The sequence below is a fragment of the Kocuria carniphila genome, assembly GCF_004136555.1.
GTDB classification, from domain to species: Bacteria; Actinomycetota; Actinomycetes; order Actinomycetales; family Micrococcaceae; genus Kocuria; species Kocuria carniphila.
The window spans coordinates 45607-60314 of the sequence record NZ_NOIT01000006.1 but is presented as its reverse complement, the minus strand read 5'-3'; the positions used below and the strand labels follow the sequence as shown (position 1 = coordinate 60314).

Annotated in this window: 15 protein-coding genes, 1 tRNA gene and 1 riboswitch; of the genes, 6 read left to right on the top strand and 10 right to left on the bottom strand. The window is 63.7% G+C overall.

Annotated features, from left to right (window positions below; genetic code table 11):
* The first annotated feature begins 209 nt into the window (after positions 1 to 209).
* Positions 210 to 944, top strand: a complete 735-nt coding sequence (locus tag EWV37_RS05725; RefSeq protein WP_095796910.1) for a hypothetical protein — start codon at positions 210 to 212, stop codon at positions 942 to 944.
* A gap of 27 nt (positions 945 to 971) precedes the next feature.
* Here EWV37_RS05725 and pcrA read toward each other — a convergent pair whose 3' ends face one another.
* Both pcrA and EWV37_RS05715 read right to left on the bottom strand, forming a co-directional pair.
* On the bottom strand, positions 972 to 3425 hold the full coding sequence (pcrA, locus tag EWV37_RS05720; RefSeq protein WP_095796911.1) for a DNA helicase PcrA: 2454 nt from the start codon (positions 3423 to 3425) through the stop codon (positions 972 to 974).
* A gap of 64 nt (positions 3426 to 3489) precedes the next feature.
* Positions 3490 to 4221, bottom strand: coding sequence for an NHL repeat-containing protein (locus EWV37_RS05715; RefSeq protein ID WP_238663087.1), 732 nt, complete (start codon positions 4219 to 4221; stop codon positions 3490 to 3492).
* A 158-nt stretch (positions 4222 to 4379) separates the two neighbouring features.
* On the opposite strand from EWV37_RS05715, the gene EWV37_RS05710 reads away from it, so the two are divergent.
* A complete protein-coding gene (locus tag EWV37_RS05710) occupies positions 4380 to 5081 on the top strand; it encodes a hypothetical protein (RefSeq protein ID WP_238663086.1) in 702 nt (233 codons plus the stop codon).
* 45 nt (positions 5082 to 5126) lie between these two features.
* Here EWV37_RS05710 and EWV37_RS05705 read toward each other — a convergent pair.
* Positions 5127 to 5199 (bottom strand) — tRNA-Arg (locus tag EWV37_RS05705).
* Between the two features lie 63 nt (positions 5200 to 5262).
* Between EWV37_RS05705 and EWV37_RS05700 the strand changes: the two genes are divergently transcribed.
* On the top strand, positions 5263 to 6153 hold the full coding sequence (locus EWV37_RS05700; RefSeq protein ID WP_095796913.1) for a DUF4031 domain-containing protein: 891 nt from the start codon (positions 5263 to 5265) through the stop codon (positions 6151 to 6153).
* On the opposite strand, the gene EWV37_RS05695 is transcribed toward EWV37_RS05700, so the two are convergent.
* The 4 genes from EWV37_RS05695 to EWV37_RS05680 all read right to left on the bottom strand — a co-directional run bounded on the left by EWV37_RS05695 (position 6124) and on the right by EWV37_RS05680 (position 9819).
* Positions 6124 to 6393, bottom strand: a complete 270-nt coding sequence (locus tag EWV37_RS05695) for a hypothetical protein (RefSeq protein ID WP_165189289.1) — start codon at positions 6391 to 6393, stop codon at positions 6124 to 6126. The two genes, EWV37_RS05700 and EWV37_RS05695, sit on opposite strands and share 30 nt — an antisense overlap.
* Positions 6394 to 6604: 211 nt before the next feature.
* On the bottom strand, positions 6605 to 7690 hold the full coding sequence (locus EWV37_RS05690) for an NlpC/P60 family protein (RefSeq protein ID WP_129700375.1): 1086 nt from the start codon (positions 7688 to 7690) through the stop codon (positions 6605 to 6607).
* 237 nt (positions 7691 to 7927) lie between these two features.
* Positions 7928 to 8602 (bottom strand): C40 family peptidase, encoded by a 675-nt coding sequence (locus EWV37_RS05685; RefSeq protein WP_129700374.1) that lies wholly within the window; start codon positions 8600 to 8602, stop codon positions 7928 to 7930.
* 5 nt (positions 8603 to 8607) lie between these two features.
* Positions 8608 to 8774: riboswitch (cyclic di-AMP (ydaO/yuaA leader) on the bottom strand.
* 334 nt (positions 8775 to 9108) lie between these two features.
* Positions 9109 to 9819: a metal-dependent transcriptional regulator gene (locus EWV37_RS05680; RefSeq protein ID WP_095796917.1), complete on the bottom strand. Its 711-nt coding sequence runs from the start codon at positions 9817 to 9819 to the stop codon at positions 9109 to 9111.
* A gap of 165 nt (positions 9820 to 9984) precedes the next feature.
* On the opposite strand from EWV37_RS05680, the gene serC reads away from it, so the two are divergent.
* Positions 9985 to 11139 (top strand): phosphoserine transaminase, encoded by a 1155-nt coding sequence (gene serC, locus EWV37_RS05675; protein ID WP_420843751.1) that lies wholly within the window; start codon positions 9985 to 9987, stop codon positions 11137 to 11139.
* Between the two features lie 111 nt (positions 11140 to 11250).
* On the opposite strand, the gene EWV37_RS05670 is transcribed toward serC, so the two are convergent.
* From EWV37_RS05670 to EWV37_RS05660, 3 genes are all read right to left on the bottom strand, one after another.
* Positions 11251 to 12480 (bottom strand): MFS transporter, encoded by a 1230-nt coding sequence (locus EWV37_RS05670; protein WP_095796919.1) that lies wholly within the window; start codon positions 12478 to 12480, stop codon positions 11251 to 11253.
* A gap of 65 nt (positions 12481 to 12545) precedes the next feature.
* Entirely contained in the window at positions 12546 to 13124 is a 579-nt protein-coding gene (locus EWV37_RS05665) for a DUF3027 domain-containing protein (RefSeq protein WP_158222905.1), read from the bottom strand.
* Positions 13117 to 13500, bottom strand: coding sequence for a cold-shock protein (locus tag EWV37_RS05660; RefSeq protein ID WP_095797005.1), 384 nt, complete (start codon positions 13498 to 13500; stop codon positions 13117 to 13119). The genes EWV37_RS05665 and EWV37_RS05660 overlap by 8 nt, the downstream gene beginning before the upstream one ends.
* A 150-nt stretch (positions 13501 to 13650) precedes the next feature.
* On the opposite strand from EWV37_RS05660, the gene EWV37_RS05655 reads away from it, so the two are divergent.
* Complete coding sequence (locus EWV37_RS05655) at positions 13651 to 13908, top strand: hypothetical protein (protein WP_129700371.1); 258 nt, start codon at positions 13651 to 13653, stop codon at positions 13906 to 13908.
* A gap of 85 nt (positions 13909 to 13993) precedes the next feature.
* A complete protein-coding gene (locus EWV37_RS05650; RefSeq protein WP_095796922.1) occupies positions 13994 to 14707 on the top strand; it encodes a response regulator transcription factor in 714 nt (237 codons plus the stop codon).
* Position 14708 lies beyond the last annotated feature (1 nt).

Below are 14708 nucleotides of genomic sequence, written 5' to 3'. Positions count from 1 at the left end.
TCGAGGTGTTGTGTCGGTCCGCTCAAGCTCAGTGCTTCAACGGATCGACCTGATAGATCGGGGTAGGCCGCACGTGCGCACGGCAATACTGCCCTCAGGGTGATTTTAGTCCATTGAGTAGATAACTCGCGTCACACTTCAGTAGATGCAAAGCTCTCCGTGCGCTGCAATTCGCCGTTTCCTCGCCCAGGACTGATTGACTGGTGCCCATGCGAAGCGTGGAACTTGCGGATGTTTGGGATGCCCGCCCTGCCGACCGGGGGTTCATGACTGCTCTGGCCACCATGTCCTTCATCGGACTGGGCCTGGAACTGGTGGTCGACGGTTCCGTACTCACGGTCACCGGTGACATTCCCACGTATTACCCGTTGGCGTTGCAAATTCTTTTCTGGGTCGGATTGGGCCTGGCCTGGCTCGCACTCGCGCGCCTGTTGGTCGCTTGGTCCCGCCGCCGTGGCGTGGACCCGATGCCCTCCGAGTTCGGCACTCCGCTGAGTCACCGGACGTGGTCCAGGACCTTCGTGTGTTTTGTCGCCGCCGTTCTCGCGGCCATCGTGTTGCCCGTGTTCGTCACGGACTCGTGGAGCATGGCGCCGGTCCGGAACTATTTCGAGCTCTACGAGATGTACGGACCCGTTGCATGGTTGCCCATGGTCGCTTGGCTGGTCTATCACGTGGGTCGGGCGTGCCTGATCGCGAGCTTCCTGGCATACAGCCACCGCGCGTTACGCCTCCGCTTCTCGTTTCCGGCCGCCGGCTTCATTCCCTGGGGCGGAGTCGTGGTGGGAGTGTCACTCGGAGTGGTCATGTTCCTGGCTGCGGGAGGTGCCGTAGCAATAGCGACCCTGGTCAGCACGCTCTTGTTGGGAATCATCCATGTACTCACGGGAGAGTCGTTACGCACCACCGCGGTATTCACGGCGTTGGTGTTCCTGTTCCTCTAGGTGGTCCGCTGGTGCGTCGGTCTGGGCTCAGGACACCTTGCTGATGGGGGCGTAACGCAGCAGGAGTCGCTTCTCCTCCGCGCCGAAGCGCACCTTGGCCACGGTTTTGTCCCCGGATCCTTCGAGGGAGATCACGGAGCCTCTGCCGAATGCCGTGTGCTCCACGGCGTCACCCACGGACAGCGCCGGGATTTCTTTGCGCGGCTGCACTCGCCCCGCCGACGCCGCTCCGAGCCTCTTGAAGGACGCTCCCGATCCGGCCCCGGCCGCCCAGGAGGATCCGCTCATGGCGCCCCGCCGGTCCCCGCCCGCGTGGATGGGTGAACCCCATCCCAGGCCCGAGGAGGCCGACCCTTCGCGTTTCCAGTCCAACAGGTCGCCCGGAATTTCCTCCAGGAACGGACTGGGCGGATTGAACTGCGATTGACCCCACATGGAGCGGGATTCCGCGCGCGTGAAGTATAGCCGTTGCCGAGCGCGGGTGATGCCCACGTAGGCCAAACGGCGCTCCTCTTCCATGCTGGAGGGGTCCAAGAAACTGCGTTGGTGCGGGAAGATTCCGTGCTCCATGCCGGTGAGGAACACGACCGGGAACTCGAGCCCCTTGGCGGTGTGCAGGGTCATCAGCGTCACGACTCCCTGTGACCGGGCTTCCTCGACCTCCTTGGCGATCTGCTGCGCGCTGACCGAACCGTCCGCGGGTTCGGGCTGCTGCGGGATCTGATCCGCGTCCGCCACGAGAGCCACGTGCTCGAGGAACTCCCCCAACCCCTCGTCCGGGTGGTCCTTCTCGAATTCGCGGACCACGGCCACGAGCTCGGCCAGGTTTTCCACGCGGGATTCATCTTGGGGATCGTTGGACGAGCGCAGTGCCTCCAAGTACCCGGATTGCTCCAGGACGGCCTCAAGCACAGTGGTCACGGATGAGGTGCGCGACAATTCCTCCAGGTCGTCCATGAGTTGCACGAACTTCTCCACTGCATTGGCGGATCGCTTGGCCAGCCCGGGCGCCTCGTCCAAGCGGTGCATGGCCTGACTGAAGCTGATGTTCTCCCGATCCGCAAGTGCCGCAATAGCACCTTGGGCCCGGTCGCCGATGCCCCGCTTGGGTTCGTTGATCACGCGCCGCACATTGATGTCGTCTGCGGGGTTCGCAATGGCGCGCAAATAGGAGATGACGTCCTTGATTTCCTTACGCTCGTAGAAGCGTGTGCCACCGACCACCTTGTACGGCAGTCCCACGCGCATGAGGATCTCCTCGAGGGAGCGCGACTGCGCGTTGGTGCGGTAGAAGACGGCCACGTCCCCGGGACGCACACCATTTTCGTCCTGGAGGCGATCGATCTCCTCGGAAATGAAACGAGCTTCTTCGTGCTCGTTCTCCGCGGCGTAACCGATGATGGGTGCGCCGCTGCCCTCGGCCGTCCAAAGCTTCTTGTCCCGGCGACCCGAGTTCTGCGAGATCACGGAGTTGGCCGCGGATAGGATGTTCTGGGTGGAACGGTAGTTCTGTTCGAGCAGGATGGTCTGGGCCGAGGGGAAGTCCCGTTCAAAGTCCGTGATGTTGCGGATGTCTGCGCCGCGGAACGCGTAAATGGACTGATCGGAGTCACCCACGACCGTGAGTTCGGCCGGCGGCAAACCGGTCTCGTCACGGTAGTTCTCCGAGGTGCCGCCCACCAGTTCACGCACCAGGGCGTACTGCGCGTGGTTGGTGTCCTGGTACTCGTCCACCAGGATGTGCTTGAAACGGCGACGGTAGTAGTCAAGGACCTGGGGGAAGGCCCGGAACATATGCACCGTTTCCCCGATGAGATCGTCGAAGTCCAGGGCGTTGGCCGCCCGCAGCCGCTGCATGTAGCCCCGGTAGACCTCGGCCACGGCCATCTCGAACGGATCAGTGCTGTTGGCCCGGGACAGGAACGTCTCGTCATCCACGAGCTCGTTCTTGAGTGCGGAGATCTTGTGCTGAATGGCCTTGGGCGCAAAGCGCTTGGGATCCAGCTCGTGCTGCTTGGCGACCTGGGTGATCAAACGTAGCGAATCGGCGGCGTCGTAGATCGAGAAATTGGAGGTGAGGCCCAGGGTCTTGGCCTCGCGGCGCAGAATCCGCACGCAGAGGGAGTGGAACGTGGAGATCCACATGGAGCGAGCGGAGTCCCCCACCAGGTCCTCGATGCGTTCGCGCATTTCGGCCGCGGCCTTGTTGGTGAACGTGATGGCCAGGATCTCACCGCGATTGGCTCGCCCCGAGGCCAAGAGATAGGCGATCCGATGCGTGAGCACCCGAGTCTTACCGGAACCCGCACCGGCCACAATCAGCAGCGGCGATCCGGCGTGCTCCACGGCAGCGCGTTGCGGTTCGTTGAGCCCCTCCACCAGTTGCCCGGTGGAAGCACCCTGGTGCGCGGGTGTAGCGGGCGCGGACGACGAACGCACCGAAGCGGCCGAGAGCAAAGGGTTGTCTGCGAGGTAATCCATGGTCCGCCCAGTGTATCCAGGCCGTCAGACACCCATTACATGGAGAATTACACGAGGATTGCGCTCACACGTACTTGGGCTCGAGCATGTGGCGACCGTTGGCGTCGTCGACCCACAGCTGCGAGTCCGCCACGGTCACGCGAATTGGTGCCTCCAACGTGAAGTCGTCATCATCGAACTCGTTGGGATCCTGTTCGGGCCCGCCATACGTGGTGAAGACTTCCATCTCATTGACGTCCAGATGACGGATCGCGTGATTACCGGTATCGGCCACCACGATCGAACCGTCGTAGAGAACTTGGAGATCTTCGGGATGGTTGAGCTGGGCTTCATCCGCGGGGCCGTCCTTGTACCCTGCCCCGTGACGTCCGATCACCGTAACCACATGGGGTCCGCCGTCGGGTCGGTCCGTGTCGATCTCGATATAGCGCAACGAGGACGAATCCTTGTCGACGAACCACAGCCGTCCGTCCCCGGATTCTGTGATGGACACCGTGGAAGCGAACTTGGCCTGCGCGATGCGGCCGTCTCGACGACCCTTCTCACCGGTCCCGGCGTATTCCTGGAGGGTGTCGGTGTAGGCATCCCACCGGAACAGTTGATGCCTGGAGGGAACCGCCACGATGACCGCCGAGAGCTTGTGGGACCACACGATGTCCACGATTTTGGCTCCGTCCAGGCACGAGCAATCTATTCGCCGCCGAACGGTGCTGTGATCAGTCTCGTAGAGCGTGAGCGCGGACCCTTGATCCACACGCATGAGGAACCCGTCTGGCAGGCCGATGGAAAGTTCCACAACCGTCACCATCCTTCCGCGGTGCCCGCGGGGCACCTAGTGTCACCGGCGATTTTCCGATGTGTACCCGTAGTCACAAAGCCTACTCCCACGCGACCCACCTGTCCGCGAACTCTCGGCAACGCCCGTGGACCCAGGAACCGGGGATAATGGCTGTCATGGGCATGACCAATTCGCAGAAGGCCAAGAAGTACGGAAAGTCGGCGGGCTCGTCGAAACGCGCGGGTGCCACGGCAGCCCCAGCGCCCCGCAGGGGACAACACGTTCACGAGATGCCCAACGGTGCGCTCAAGGCCGAGCCGGCCAAGGCGTCGTCGGCGTCGATCGTGGTGGGCGCGGTACTCGTGATCGGCCTCGCGATCTGGGCGTACTACCATGCCGTCGTTCTGCCGGGCTTCAGTGAGCGAGCCGCGGGCGGCATGGGGGTTCCGGAGCTCCAGTTCGGCGGCTTCGACCAGCCGTACATTGCGCAGTTCTCGCAAGCCCTCGGCGACACCGGACTGGGCGATTACACCGGGGTCCACGCGACCACCGGCCTGTTCGCGCCCCTCCTCTTCGCGCTGGGATTGCTCTTGTTCTTCGGCCTGAACACCGCCAAGCGGGCCGTGAAGTGGCTGTTCTGGTTGGTGGCACTCGCGTACGCCCTGGTTTTCATACTCGGCAACCGGGCTCTCGAAGCCGCCGTGGCCTCCCCCGACGACACCGCTCTGGTCTCCTCGGCCTCGGGCCTCGTGTTCGCACGCTGGGCCTTGCTCGCCGCAGTGATCGTGGTGGCCTTGATCGTGAACATCATGGTGGTGCGCCGCAAGCTCAACGACTTCGCGCAGGGCAAGCTCCCCGGCCAGAAACCCCACGACTGAGTCTTGACATGTAAAAGTCCCACCGGCAACGGTGGGACTTTTTCGTGCCCTCGATTGGATTCGAACCAACGACACCGGCTTTAGGAGAGCCGTGCTCTATCCCCTGAGCTACGAGGGCAACGAGAACATAGTTTATGCCGCGTGAACGTCCGCCGCGAGTTGGAACCCCCACAATGGAACCATGACCTTGTTTATCGACCCTCCCCGGTGGCCCGCGCACGGAACAGTCTTCTCCCACCTGGTCTCGGACACCTCGGTCGCGGAGCTTCACGCGTTTGCCGCAACACTGGGGATCTCACCGCGCGCCTTCGATCTGGACCACTATGACGTCCCGGCCCACCGCCACGCTGACGCCATGGGTGCCGGGGCCATTCCCGTGGACGGTAAAGAACTGGTCAAGATCCTCGTGGCCAGCGGTATGCGGGTGCCCGCACGACGCCGCCCCAAACGGTTGGCATCGGCTCTGCACCAGCGCTGGCACAGCTTGTTCCCGGGCATGCCCTGGCTCAGTGAGGAACTCGTGGAACGGTGGAGCGAGCCGCATCGCAGCTATCACGATCTCAGTCATCTCCTGCGTGTGCTCGAGTCCATCGAGATTCTCACGGAACCGCGCGAGCACCCGGAGCTGATGGCCGCAGCGTGGTTCCACGATGCCGTTCACCAGGGGCAGGCCGGTACGGACGAACAGCAATCGGCCGATCTCGCGAGAAACCGATTGAGCATGGCCGGTTGGGACGGGGATCGCTGCCGACGCGTAGCCGACTTGATTCTGGTGACCGTGGACCACCGGCCCGCTCCGGACGATGTTGAAGCGCAAACCCTCGTGGATGCGGATCTGTCGATCCTCGGAGCGGATCAGGCCACTTACGATGAGTACGCCCGAGACGTTCGTGACGAATACCGCCACGTTCCGGACTCGGAGTTCGCACCGGCCCGCGCCGAGATCTTGACGCGATTGCTCGACAAACCCGCGCTCTTCCACACCGACCGAGGGGCGGAATTATGGGAGGAACGCGCGCGGAGTAACGTGCGCGTCGAGATTTCAGCGCTTGAGGCGATCGCCCGGATCTGACGCCACGGTCGCGGACGTCTTGGAGCGGCGTCGGCGATAAAGCAGCGTGGCCACGACCAGGCCGACCACGATGCCCACGCCACCGAACACCGACAACCACATGGCTGCGTGGCCCACGAAGGCCGCCACGATGAATCCCACAATGATGCCGGGGATCGCGCCGGCGACCATACCGATGGCGAGGTACGTGAATTCCTGATCCAGGGGCGTGCGCGCTGCGCGTGAGTAATCGGTGGGCATGGTCCTCATTTTAGATCGATCCTCTGAATGCCGCGTGAACGGGGTGATCCACAAAACATGCGTGTAACGCAAAAACACACGAACCCCGTGGTCGGCGGGGTTCGTGTGGTTTTGCTATTTTCTCATCGGGGCCGGGTACACAACCGGTCCCGACTCGAGGCGTGGCACCGTCAAGGACGGGTGCCTACCGCGGATAAGTGAGTGTCTAGACTCAGCCCACGCGGATGAATTCGGGGCCGGAGCCCACGTTGACGCTCTGCTTCACGGTCTGGTTGCCGTTCCAACCACCGTGGATAGCCTGGCCGTCACCGGCGTAGATGGCGACGTGTGCGAAGCCGGAACCACCGTTGGCGTAGTAGGCGATGTCACCGGCCTTGGCCTCGGAAGCAGACACCTGGGTGCCCAGGGACTTGTAGCTCTCGGGCCAGCCGTGGTGGTTGATGCCAACAGCCTTGAGGGAGTTGGTCACCAGCATGGTGCAGTCCTGGGTGACGCCGATCTGACCCTCAGCAGCGCTCAGGATGGCCTGGCCCTTGCCGCTGGCGGAAGCGTTCGAGGACTGCGGAGCCACGGTGGCGGGCTTCTCAGCCGGTGCGGCCGGTGCGGCCGGAGCAGCAGGCTTGGAAGCCTCAGCGGCCGGAGCCGGAGCGGCGGGAGCCTGAGCAGCGGGAGCGTTGTTGTTGGACGCGGGGGTCACAACCGGAGCGGCGGGAGCCTGGTAGGCAACGCCGGCTTCCTGAGCTGCAGCAGCTTCGCGTGCCTGGGTGTCAGCGTTTGCCGGAGCAGCGTGGCGGCCCTGAGCAACGGGAGCCTCGGCAGCCGGTGCCTGAGCAGCGGGAGCCTGGGCGGCCGGAGCAACCGGGGTCACGTTCTTGGAAGCGGGAGCAACCTTGATGGAAGCAGCTTCAGCCGCGGGAGCCTGAGCAGCCGGAGCAACCTCGGCCTTGGGAGCCTCGGGGGCGGGAGCAACCTGGGAAGCGGGCACTGCCTCGACCACTGCGGGAGCTGCCTCAGCCTTGGGAGCCTCAGCCTTCGGGGCTGCCTTCTCTTCCTTCTTCTCGGCCTTCTCAGCCTTGGAGGAATCGGACTTGGCGGCCGGCTCGGCGGTTACAGTCTGCTCTGCGGCGGGAGCCTCGGCCACGACGGCTGCGGGGGTCTCGTCGGAAGCGTTCTGGGTTGCCTGCACGGAGACGGTGGTGGCGAGAGCCAAACCGGAGAATGCAGCAACGGCGGCCACGGTGCGGGCCTTACCGGCGAAGAGGCCGGCGCGAGTCTGGGTGTTCGTTTCGGGCGACATACGTCAGGGTTCCTTACGCGTTCGGAGACCGCCCACAGGCACGGGAGTGTGCTGAAGATCAGCGCGCGGAAACATGCGCGAATCATTCAAGGGTGCGGGCGGAGGGGCACGATGGTGCCGGATCAAAGAAAAGGTGGGGTCATCGGGGACCCGACTGACGGTGCGGTGGCAGAGCACGTGCCCGTCAAGACGCGCAGTAGCTGGGCGGCGATTGGATCGCCGCCCAGCTCATGCGGATCAGCGTACGGAGTAGTAGCCGTCCAGCTGCATAGCGTTCACGGAGTGAACCTGCGTGCCCTGAGATGCATTCAGAGCGGAGATCATCTGGCCGTTGCCGATGTAGATACCCACGTGGCCGCCACCGTTCTGGGAGACCAGGTCACCCGGCTGCGGGGTGGAGGTGGGGGTGGCCGATGCGAACTGTGCCCACGTGGTGCGGGGCAGGTCCACGCCGTGCTGAGAGTAAACCCACTGCACGAACGAGGAGCAGTCCCACTGCCCGGGAACGGCGGGGCCACCGTAGACGTAGCCCTGGCCAACACCCTGGAACGCGGTGCCGACGACGCCGCTTGCGGAAGAGTTGGACTGGGTGGAAACGCCCGAGTCCTGCTCGGTGTGGCTGGAAGCCTGCGCCACGCCGCCTGCAGCGGGAGCAGCCGGTGCCTGTGCGGCAGCGGGAGCCTCGGTGGTCCAGGAGTAGCTGGTGCCACCCAAGGAATCGAGCGAGGACACGGACTGGTAACCGTAAGAGGTGTTGCTGCCCAGCTCGACGATGCCGCTGTTGGCCTGAGCCGGGGCAACGATGCCGGCCACTGCAACGCCAGCAGCAGCTGCTGCGATGGAGGTGTTGCGGACTGCGTGCGAGTTGGTCTCGACGCGGTGGCGGGCAGAGTTCTTCGTAACAAAAGTCATTTTGGTTTTCCTCCCTGCGCCTACGAGGTGAGCTGTCGGGTTCGGATGGGAGACATCCGGCCGCACTCCAGCCAATGGCTTCGGTGTGACTTAACCCCAAGGACCCAAAAATCTTGACGGGCCCGAAGTTGGTTCCCCCGCTTCTGCCTTGCGGATTGTGTGTACGGATCACAGGCGATGGCAGAACTAGGCGGTACGCATGTGAGCGCCGATCTGACCAGCGATCGGCACGAAAAGAACAGTACATGACAGATAACGAAATTGTCACGTTTTGGTTACGACAGGTCACGAAACGAGTGCAGACGTGGATAAATGCGGCCTGATTAAGTCGAAATCCCGACAGAATCAGTCCCCCGTTTCGCTGTGGAGTGGAGGTGATTTTACCCTTGAAAACACCCTTTGACGTGGGAGAACACTACCTACCGCGGGTATGTGACGGGGCTCACATGTAGTACACACCGTGATGATCCACACATCCGGGGACAAGCCCAAAGTTGTTATCAAACTCAGTTCTGTTCGAGGTCCACGCGGATCGCTTTGGCGCTCACATGGTCCAGATCCACGCTGTGGCCCGTGTCTGTCACGGTCACCAGGACACGCAAATCATCGGAGTCCGAGGGGGCAACCTTGACGTGGGCCCCGTTCAGCACACCGGCTGAGCTGAGGGTCTCGATCAGCTCCTGATCCGCCTGAATGACCTCGGGGAGCAACCGTACGGTGAACGTGGCCGAGCGGTTCTGGGTCGCGGCGTCCAGAAGGTTCATCCCCTTGAAACGGTCGGCACCGACCTGAGGTCCGCCGATGGCGTCCATCCCCGGGATCGGCGTGCCGTACGGCGAGTAGCGGGGTTCATCCAGCAGCGCCATGAGGCGACGCTCGACCCGCTCACTCATTACGTGTTCCCAACGGCAGGCTTCCTCGTGGACATAGGCCATGTCCAGCCCCACGACGTCTGCCAGCAGACGTTCGGCCAGCCGGTGCTTTCGCATGACCTCGATGGCCTTGGACCGACCAGCCTCCGTCAAAGACAGGGAACGGTCCTTGAGGACCTCGAGCAGTCCGTCGCGCTCCATCCGGGAGACCGTCTGGGAGACGGTGGGCCCGGAATGCTGAAGACGCTCCACGATGCGGGCACGCATGGGCACAATGCCCTCTTCTTCAAGTTCGAGCACGGTGCGCAAATACATCTCGGTGGTGTCGATTAAATCGCCGCTCATGGTCCATCCTTCGAGAAATCTGGGTGCGCGTCGAGTAGGAGCGCTCTCATTCGGGGTTTCCTGAATAATTCACGATAAGCATATCGGCCCACTCCGACAGGTACGCCCGCCCCAGCACACTGCGTCCTCCCGCAACCTGGAGGGGGCAGAATGGGAACTGCCTCAATGATCCACCACGCTAGGAGCACCGTGTCCGAGTTGCCTGTCATTCCCGCCTCCCTGTTGCCCGCGGACGGGCGCTTTGGCGCGGGCCCGTCCCGCGTCCGACCGGAACAGGTCAGCGCCCTGGTCGATGCGGGCCACAATCTCCTGGGCACCTCGCACCGCCAGGCTCCCGTACGCAATCTCGTAGGAGAGATCCGCGAAGGGCTCTCCGAGTTCTTCGGACTCCCCGAGGGCTACGAGATCATCCTGGGCTTGGGTGGCGCGAGCACCTTTTGGGACAGCGCCGCGTTCAGCTTGGTACGACGCCGCGCGCAGCACCTCTCGTTCGGGGAGTTCGGTTCCAAATTCGCCCAGGTGACCGACCGCGCCCCGCACCTGGAACCTTCGGACATCCTGCGCGCGGACCCCGGGTCGCGACCGGCCGGCCCCGCACCACGGGCGGACATCGACGTCTACGCGTGGCCCCAGAACGAGACATCGACCGGCGTGATCATGGATGTCACTCGGCCGCAGGGAACCGACCCTGACGCGCTGACGATCATTGATGCCACGTCCGCCGCGGGTGGAATGCACGTGGACATCAGCGAATCCGACGTCTACTACTTCTCTCCGCAGAAGAACTTCGGTTCCGACGGCGGTGTGTGGTTCGCGGCCGTTTCTCCCGCCGCGCTGGATCGGATTTCCGAGCTCTCGCGTTCCGACCGTTGGATCCCGGATGTCCTGTCGCTGGCCACGGCGGTGGAGAACTCCCGCAAGAATCAGACCTATAACACTCCGGCTCTGGCGGGTCTCGTCATGCTCGGCGAGCAAGTGCGCTGGCTCAACGCCAACGGTGGAATGGCGTGGGCCGCCGGACACACCGCAGCCACCTCGTCCCTCGTGTACGACTGGGCCGAACGAACTCCCACTGCGACCCCGTTCGTTGCCGATCCGCAGCATCGCTCCCCCGTGGTCTGCACCGTTGATTTCGACGACAGCGTGTACACCGCCCGCCTGCTGTCCGTGCTCCGTGCCAACGGTGTGGTGGACGTGGACCCCTATCGGAAACTCGGGCGCAATCAGCTGCGCATCGCCACGTTCGCCTCAGTGCCCCAGTCCGACGTCCAGGCATTGCTCGCGTGCATCGACTGGGCCTTGGCCAACGCCCTGTCCTGATCGTCCCGGCCGGTCTCGAAAGCACCTGCTCAAGGTGCGTAGCCCCGGAGAGCTGAGCGGGCGGCGTCGTAGTTGACGACGCCGCCCGCTCGGCTTTAACAGATCGCTCGCCTACTCGACCGCCGGTTCTTCACGAACCCGCCCTTGCTCCTTGCGTAACCGCCAGAAGAACCACGCCCCGATTGCCGCACCGATCAGGCCCGCGGCCACCGCGGACCCCATGCCCCAGCGGGCGCCCAGAGTATCGGTGAGCCAACCGACGGCGGGTGCACCGATGGGCGTGCCGCCCATGAAGATGGCCATGTAGAGGCTCATCACGCGCCCGCGCATAACGGGGGACGTGGTGGACTGCACGTACGCGTTGGCCGTGGTCATGATGGTCATGGCCGAGACGCCACTCGGTATGAGCCACAGCGCGAAGATCACCAGGGACGGCGCGGTTGCGGCACCGAGCGTCGAGAGTGCGAACGCTATGCACCCCGCGAACAGGAACCGCAGTCTGGCTCGCGCCCGCTTGGCCGCCAGTAGCGCACCGGTCACCGTTCCGACGGCGAGCATCGAGTTGAGCACCCCGAACTCCTGCGAACCGCGACCGAATTCAGAGCCCGCCATGGCGGCGAGATATACGGCAAAGTTCATCCCGAACGTACCGATCATGAAGATCGTGGCCATCACGGCGACCAAATCCGGCCGGTGCACTACGTATGCCATGCCCTCGCGGATCTGACCTCGCCCTCGCTTGGTCTTGGGCATCAACCGTAATTGTTTGTCATTGATCGCCAGGATCGCGGCAATCATGGCCGCGAACGTCACAGTGTTCAGCAGGAAGACCCAACCGGAACCAATTGCTGCGACCAGGACACCGGCCACGGCCGGGCCGATCAACCGCGCGGAGTTGAATGAGGTGGAATTCAGGGCCACCGCGTTGGAGAGGTGGGTGTCCGGCACCATTTCGGACACGAAGGTCTGTCGTACCGGCGCATCGAACGTCGCGACAATGCCCAAGCCCAGCGCGAACGCATACACGGTGACGAGATCTGCCACTCCGAACAGCACCATGAGCCCCAGCCCGGCGGCCAGCACTCCCATGAGGGTCTGGGTCACCAGGAGGATCCTGCGCCGGTCGTAGCGGTCCGCCGTAACACCCGCGTACGGGGCCAGCAACAGCTGCGGCAAGAACTGCAGGGCCATGACCACGCCCATGGCGGTTGCATCGTGGTCGGTCAGTTCATCGAACACCAGCCAGGACTGCGCCGTGCGCTGCATCCATGTCCCGATGTTGGACACCAGAGCACCGGTGAACCACAACCGGTAGTTGCGGATCTTCAGAGAACGAAACATCCCCGTCCCCGGCGTTTCCGCTGGGCCGGGGTGCTCGTTGGTTTCACCGGCGGACGAGGGCGCTCTTACGATGACGCCTCGTTCTCGTCGGTCGTCCCTGCCTCTGTGGCTGCGTCCTCGTCAGGTTGCCCGGCGCCGGTTTCGGTGGCGTCCGCTTCAGTGGTCTCGGTGGACCCGGCCTCAGAGCCCGCAGAGGGAGAGTCGGGGTTTTCGCCCTGGCCCCCTGATTCCTCGACCTGGTCGTGGTCTTCCTGATCATGGACGGCCTGCATGCGTTCTTCCCAAGGAACCCAGTCGGGAGCCAGCAAAGAATTTTCGCCGGCCAACAACCCGACCTCGCACACCGTGACCAGTTTGGTCCGGGGCGCCCTGGCCACCGTCGCGAACCAGGTCCATCCTGGATACCCGGACATGGTGCACTCGAACAGGTGGGTCAGCAGTCGGTCCTCGTGCACGTCGATGCCCAGGTGTTCCCCCACGTTCTCCGCACCGGCGGAATCCACGACCGCCTGGCGGGCGATGTCGACGGCCTGGGCGAGCGTGCCGTCCTGTTTGGGCGCACGACGTCGCAGGGTCGCCACCGCGGCGGGCTGATCCGTACTCTCGGCGGTCCCCTCAGGCTGCGTGGTGGTTTCCTCAGACATCGAGCTCATCCGCCACGGTGCGCAGGATGGAGGCGATCTTGTGTCCGTGCGCACGGTCCGGGTACCGGCCCTTGCGCAGTCCGGTAGACATGTCGTCCAGCAGGCGGATCAGGTCTTCCGTCAGCACCGCCATCTCCTCGGCCGGCTTGCGGGTGTTACGAGCCACGGAAGGCGGCTTGCTGATGATCGTGGCGGACAGGGCTTGGGCACCGCGGCGTCCGGCGGCAATGCCGAAATCCATGCGGGTTCCCGGCTTAACTGTGGTGACTCCCTGCGGGAGGGCGGAAGAGTGTAAGAACACTTCCTGTCCATCATCCGTTGCCAGGAAGCCGAAACCCTTCTCGGAATCGAACCACTTGACTTTGCCCGTGGGCACGCGGATCACCTCAGTTTCTCTTGTCTCGCTCCCGGCCCTGGTGGGCGGGGCGTTCACGGTCGTCTAAGAACTCTTGAGTCTATCCCCTCGCCGGAGTGGTCCGAGCCGCTGTTCACCCACCGCGTGAGCTGAATTGGTACCTTGGTGACCATGTCTGATCCCACACACACGGAACACCCTCAGCCCGCCCGACCCGTCCGTATCGGAGGCCTCACGGGGCTGGGTATGATCGCCTTGATCCTGGCCGCACTGAGTTCGGTGTCATTGGTGATCGTCCTGATCGCGGCGCTCATGGGTCAGACCGTGTGGGGCGGATTCACGATCTTCCCCGCGATCTTCTTCCCGGTGGCCTTCATGCTCATGTGCATCGAGCTGGCTCGCACGGCGCTCAGGCGACGCCGCCGCTGAACCCGACCGAGCGGCGTCGGACGCGTCCAGACAACCGCAGGAATTGCTTCAGTCTGTGCTCAGGAAACTCCGAGATACTGGCACGGTGAACGATAAGACTCCTGAAGCCAAACTGCTCGTCGTCGACGACGAACCCAACATCCTCGAGCTGCTGGCAACGTCGCTGCGCTTCGCCGGCTTCGAGGTGGTGACCGCGGCCAACGGGCGCGACGCCCTGCTCAAGGCGGAGGCCGAGAACCCGGACCTGGCTGTTCTTGACGTCATGCTCCCGGACATGGACGGATTCTCCGTGACCCGCAAGCTGCGCGCCGCTGGTCGTCACTTCCCCATCCTGTTCCTCACCGCCAAGGACGACACGGATGACAAGGTCACCGGCCTGACCGTGGGTGGCGATGATTATGTGACCAAGCCGTTCAGTCTGGACGAGGTGGTCGCCCGCATCCGCGCCGTGTTGCGCCGCACCCAGCCCATTGAGGAAGAGGACTCCAGGCTCCACGTGGACGACCTGGTCCTCGACGACGACGCCCACGAGGTCTTCCGCGGCGACCGCGAGATCGATCTCTCCCCCACCGAGTTCAAGTTGCTGCGTTATTTGATGCTCAACCCGAACCGTGTGCTGTCCAAGGCCCAAATCCTGGACCACGTGTGGGAGTACGACTTCAACGGTGACGCCTCGATCGTGGAGTCCTACATCTCGTACCTGCGCCGCAAGATCGACAACGATCCGGAACAGGCGCCGTTGATCCACACCAAGCGCGGTGTCGGATACCTGTTGCGCTCGTCCGACAAGCGCCACTGAT

What these genes read in the sequence shown, in the direction of transcription:
- EWV37_RS05670 (WP_095796919.1), bottom strand. Translation starts at nt 12,480, where the DNA reads ATGTTTCGTTCTCTGAAGATCCGCAACTACCGGTTGTGGTTCACCGGT.
- EWV37_RS05655 (WP_129700371.1), top strand. Translation starts at nt 13,651, where the DNA reads ATGTCTGATCCCACACACACGGAACACCCTCAGCCCGCCCGACCCGTC.
- EWV37_RS05695 (WP_165189289.1), bottom strand. Translation starts at nt 6,393, where the DNA reads ATGCCCACCGATTACTCACGCGCAGCGCGCACGCCCCTGGATCAGGAA.
- EWV37_RS05685 (WP_129700374.1), bottom strand. Translation starts at nt 8,602, where the DNA reads ATGACTTTTGTTACGAAGAACTCTGCCCGCCACCGCGTCGAGACCAAC.
- pcrA (WP_095796911.1), bottom strand. Translation starts at nt 3,425, where the DNA reads ATGGATTACCTCGCAGACAACCCTTTGCTCTCGGCCGCTTCGGTGCGT.
- EWV37_RS05680 (WP_095796917.1), bottom strand. Translation starts at nt 9,819, where the DNA reads ATGAGCGGCGATTTAATCGACACCACCGAGATGTATTTGCGCACCGTG.
- serC (WP_420843751.1), top strand. Translation starts at nt 9,985, where the DNA reads ATGATCCACCACGCTAGGAGCACCGTGTCCGAGTTGCCTGTCATTCCC.
- EWV37_RS05710 (WP_238663086.1), top strand. Translation starts at nt 4,380, where the DNA reads ATGGGCATGACCAATTCGCAGAAGGCCAAGAAGTACGGAAAGTCGGCG.
- EWV37_RS05725 (WP_095796910.1), top strand. Translation starts at nt 210, where the DNA reads ATGCGAAGCGTGGAACTTGCGGATGTTTGGGATGCCCGCCCTGCCGAC.
- EWV37_RS05690 (WP_129700375.1), bottom strand. Translation starts at nt 7,690, where the DNA reads ATGTCGCCCGAAACGAACACCCAGACTCGCGCCGGCCTCTTCGCCGGT.
- EWV37_RS05665 (WP_158222905.1), bottom strand. Translation starts at nt 13,124, where the DNA reads ATGTCTGAGGAAACCACCACGCAGCCTGAGGGGACCGCCGAGAGTACG.
- EWV37_RS05700 (WP_095796913.1), top strand. Translation starts at nt 5,263, where the DNA reads ATGACCTTGTTTATCGACCCTCCCCGGTGGCCCGCGCACGGAACAGTC.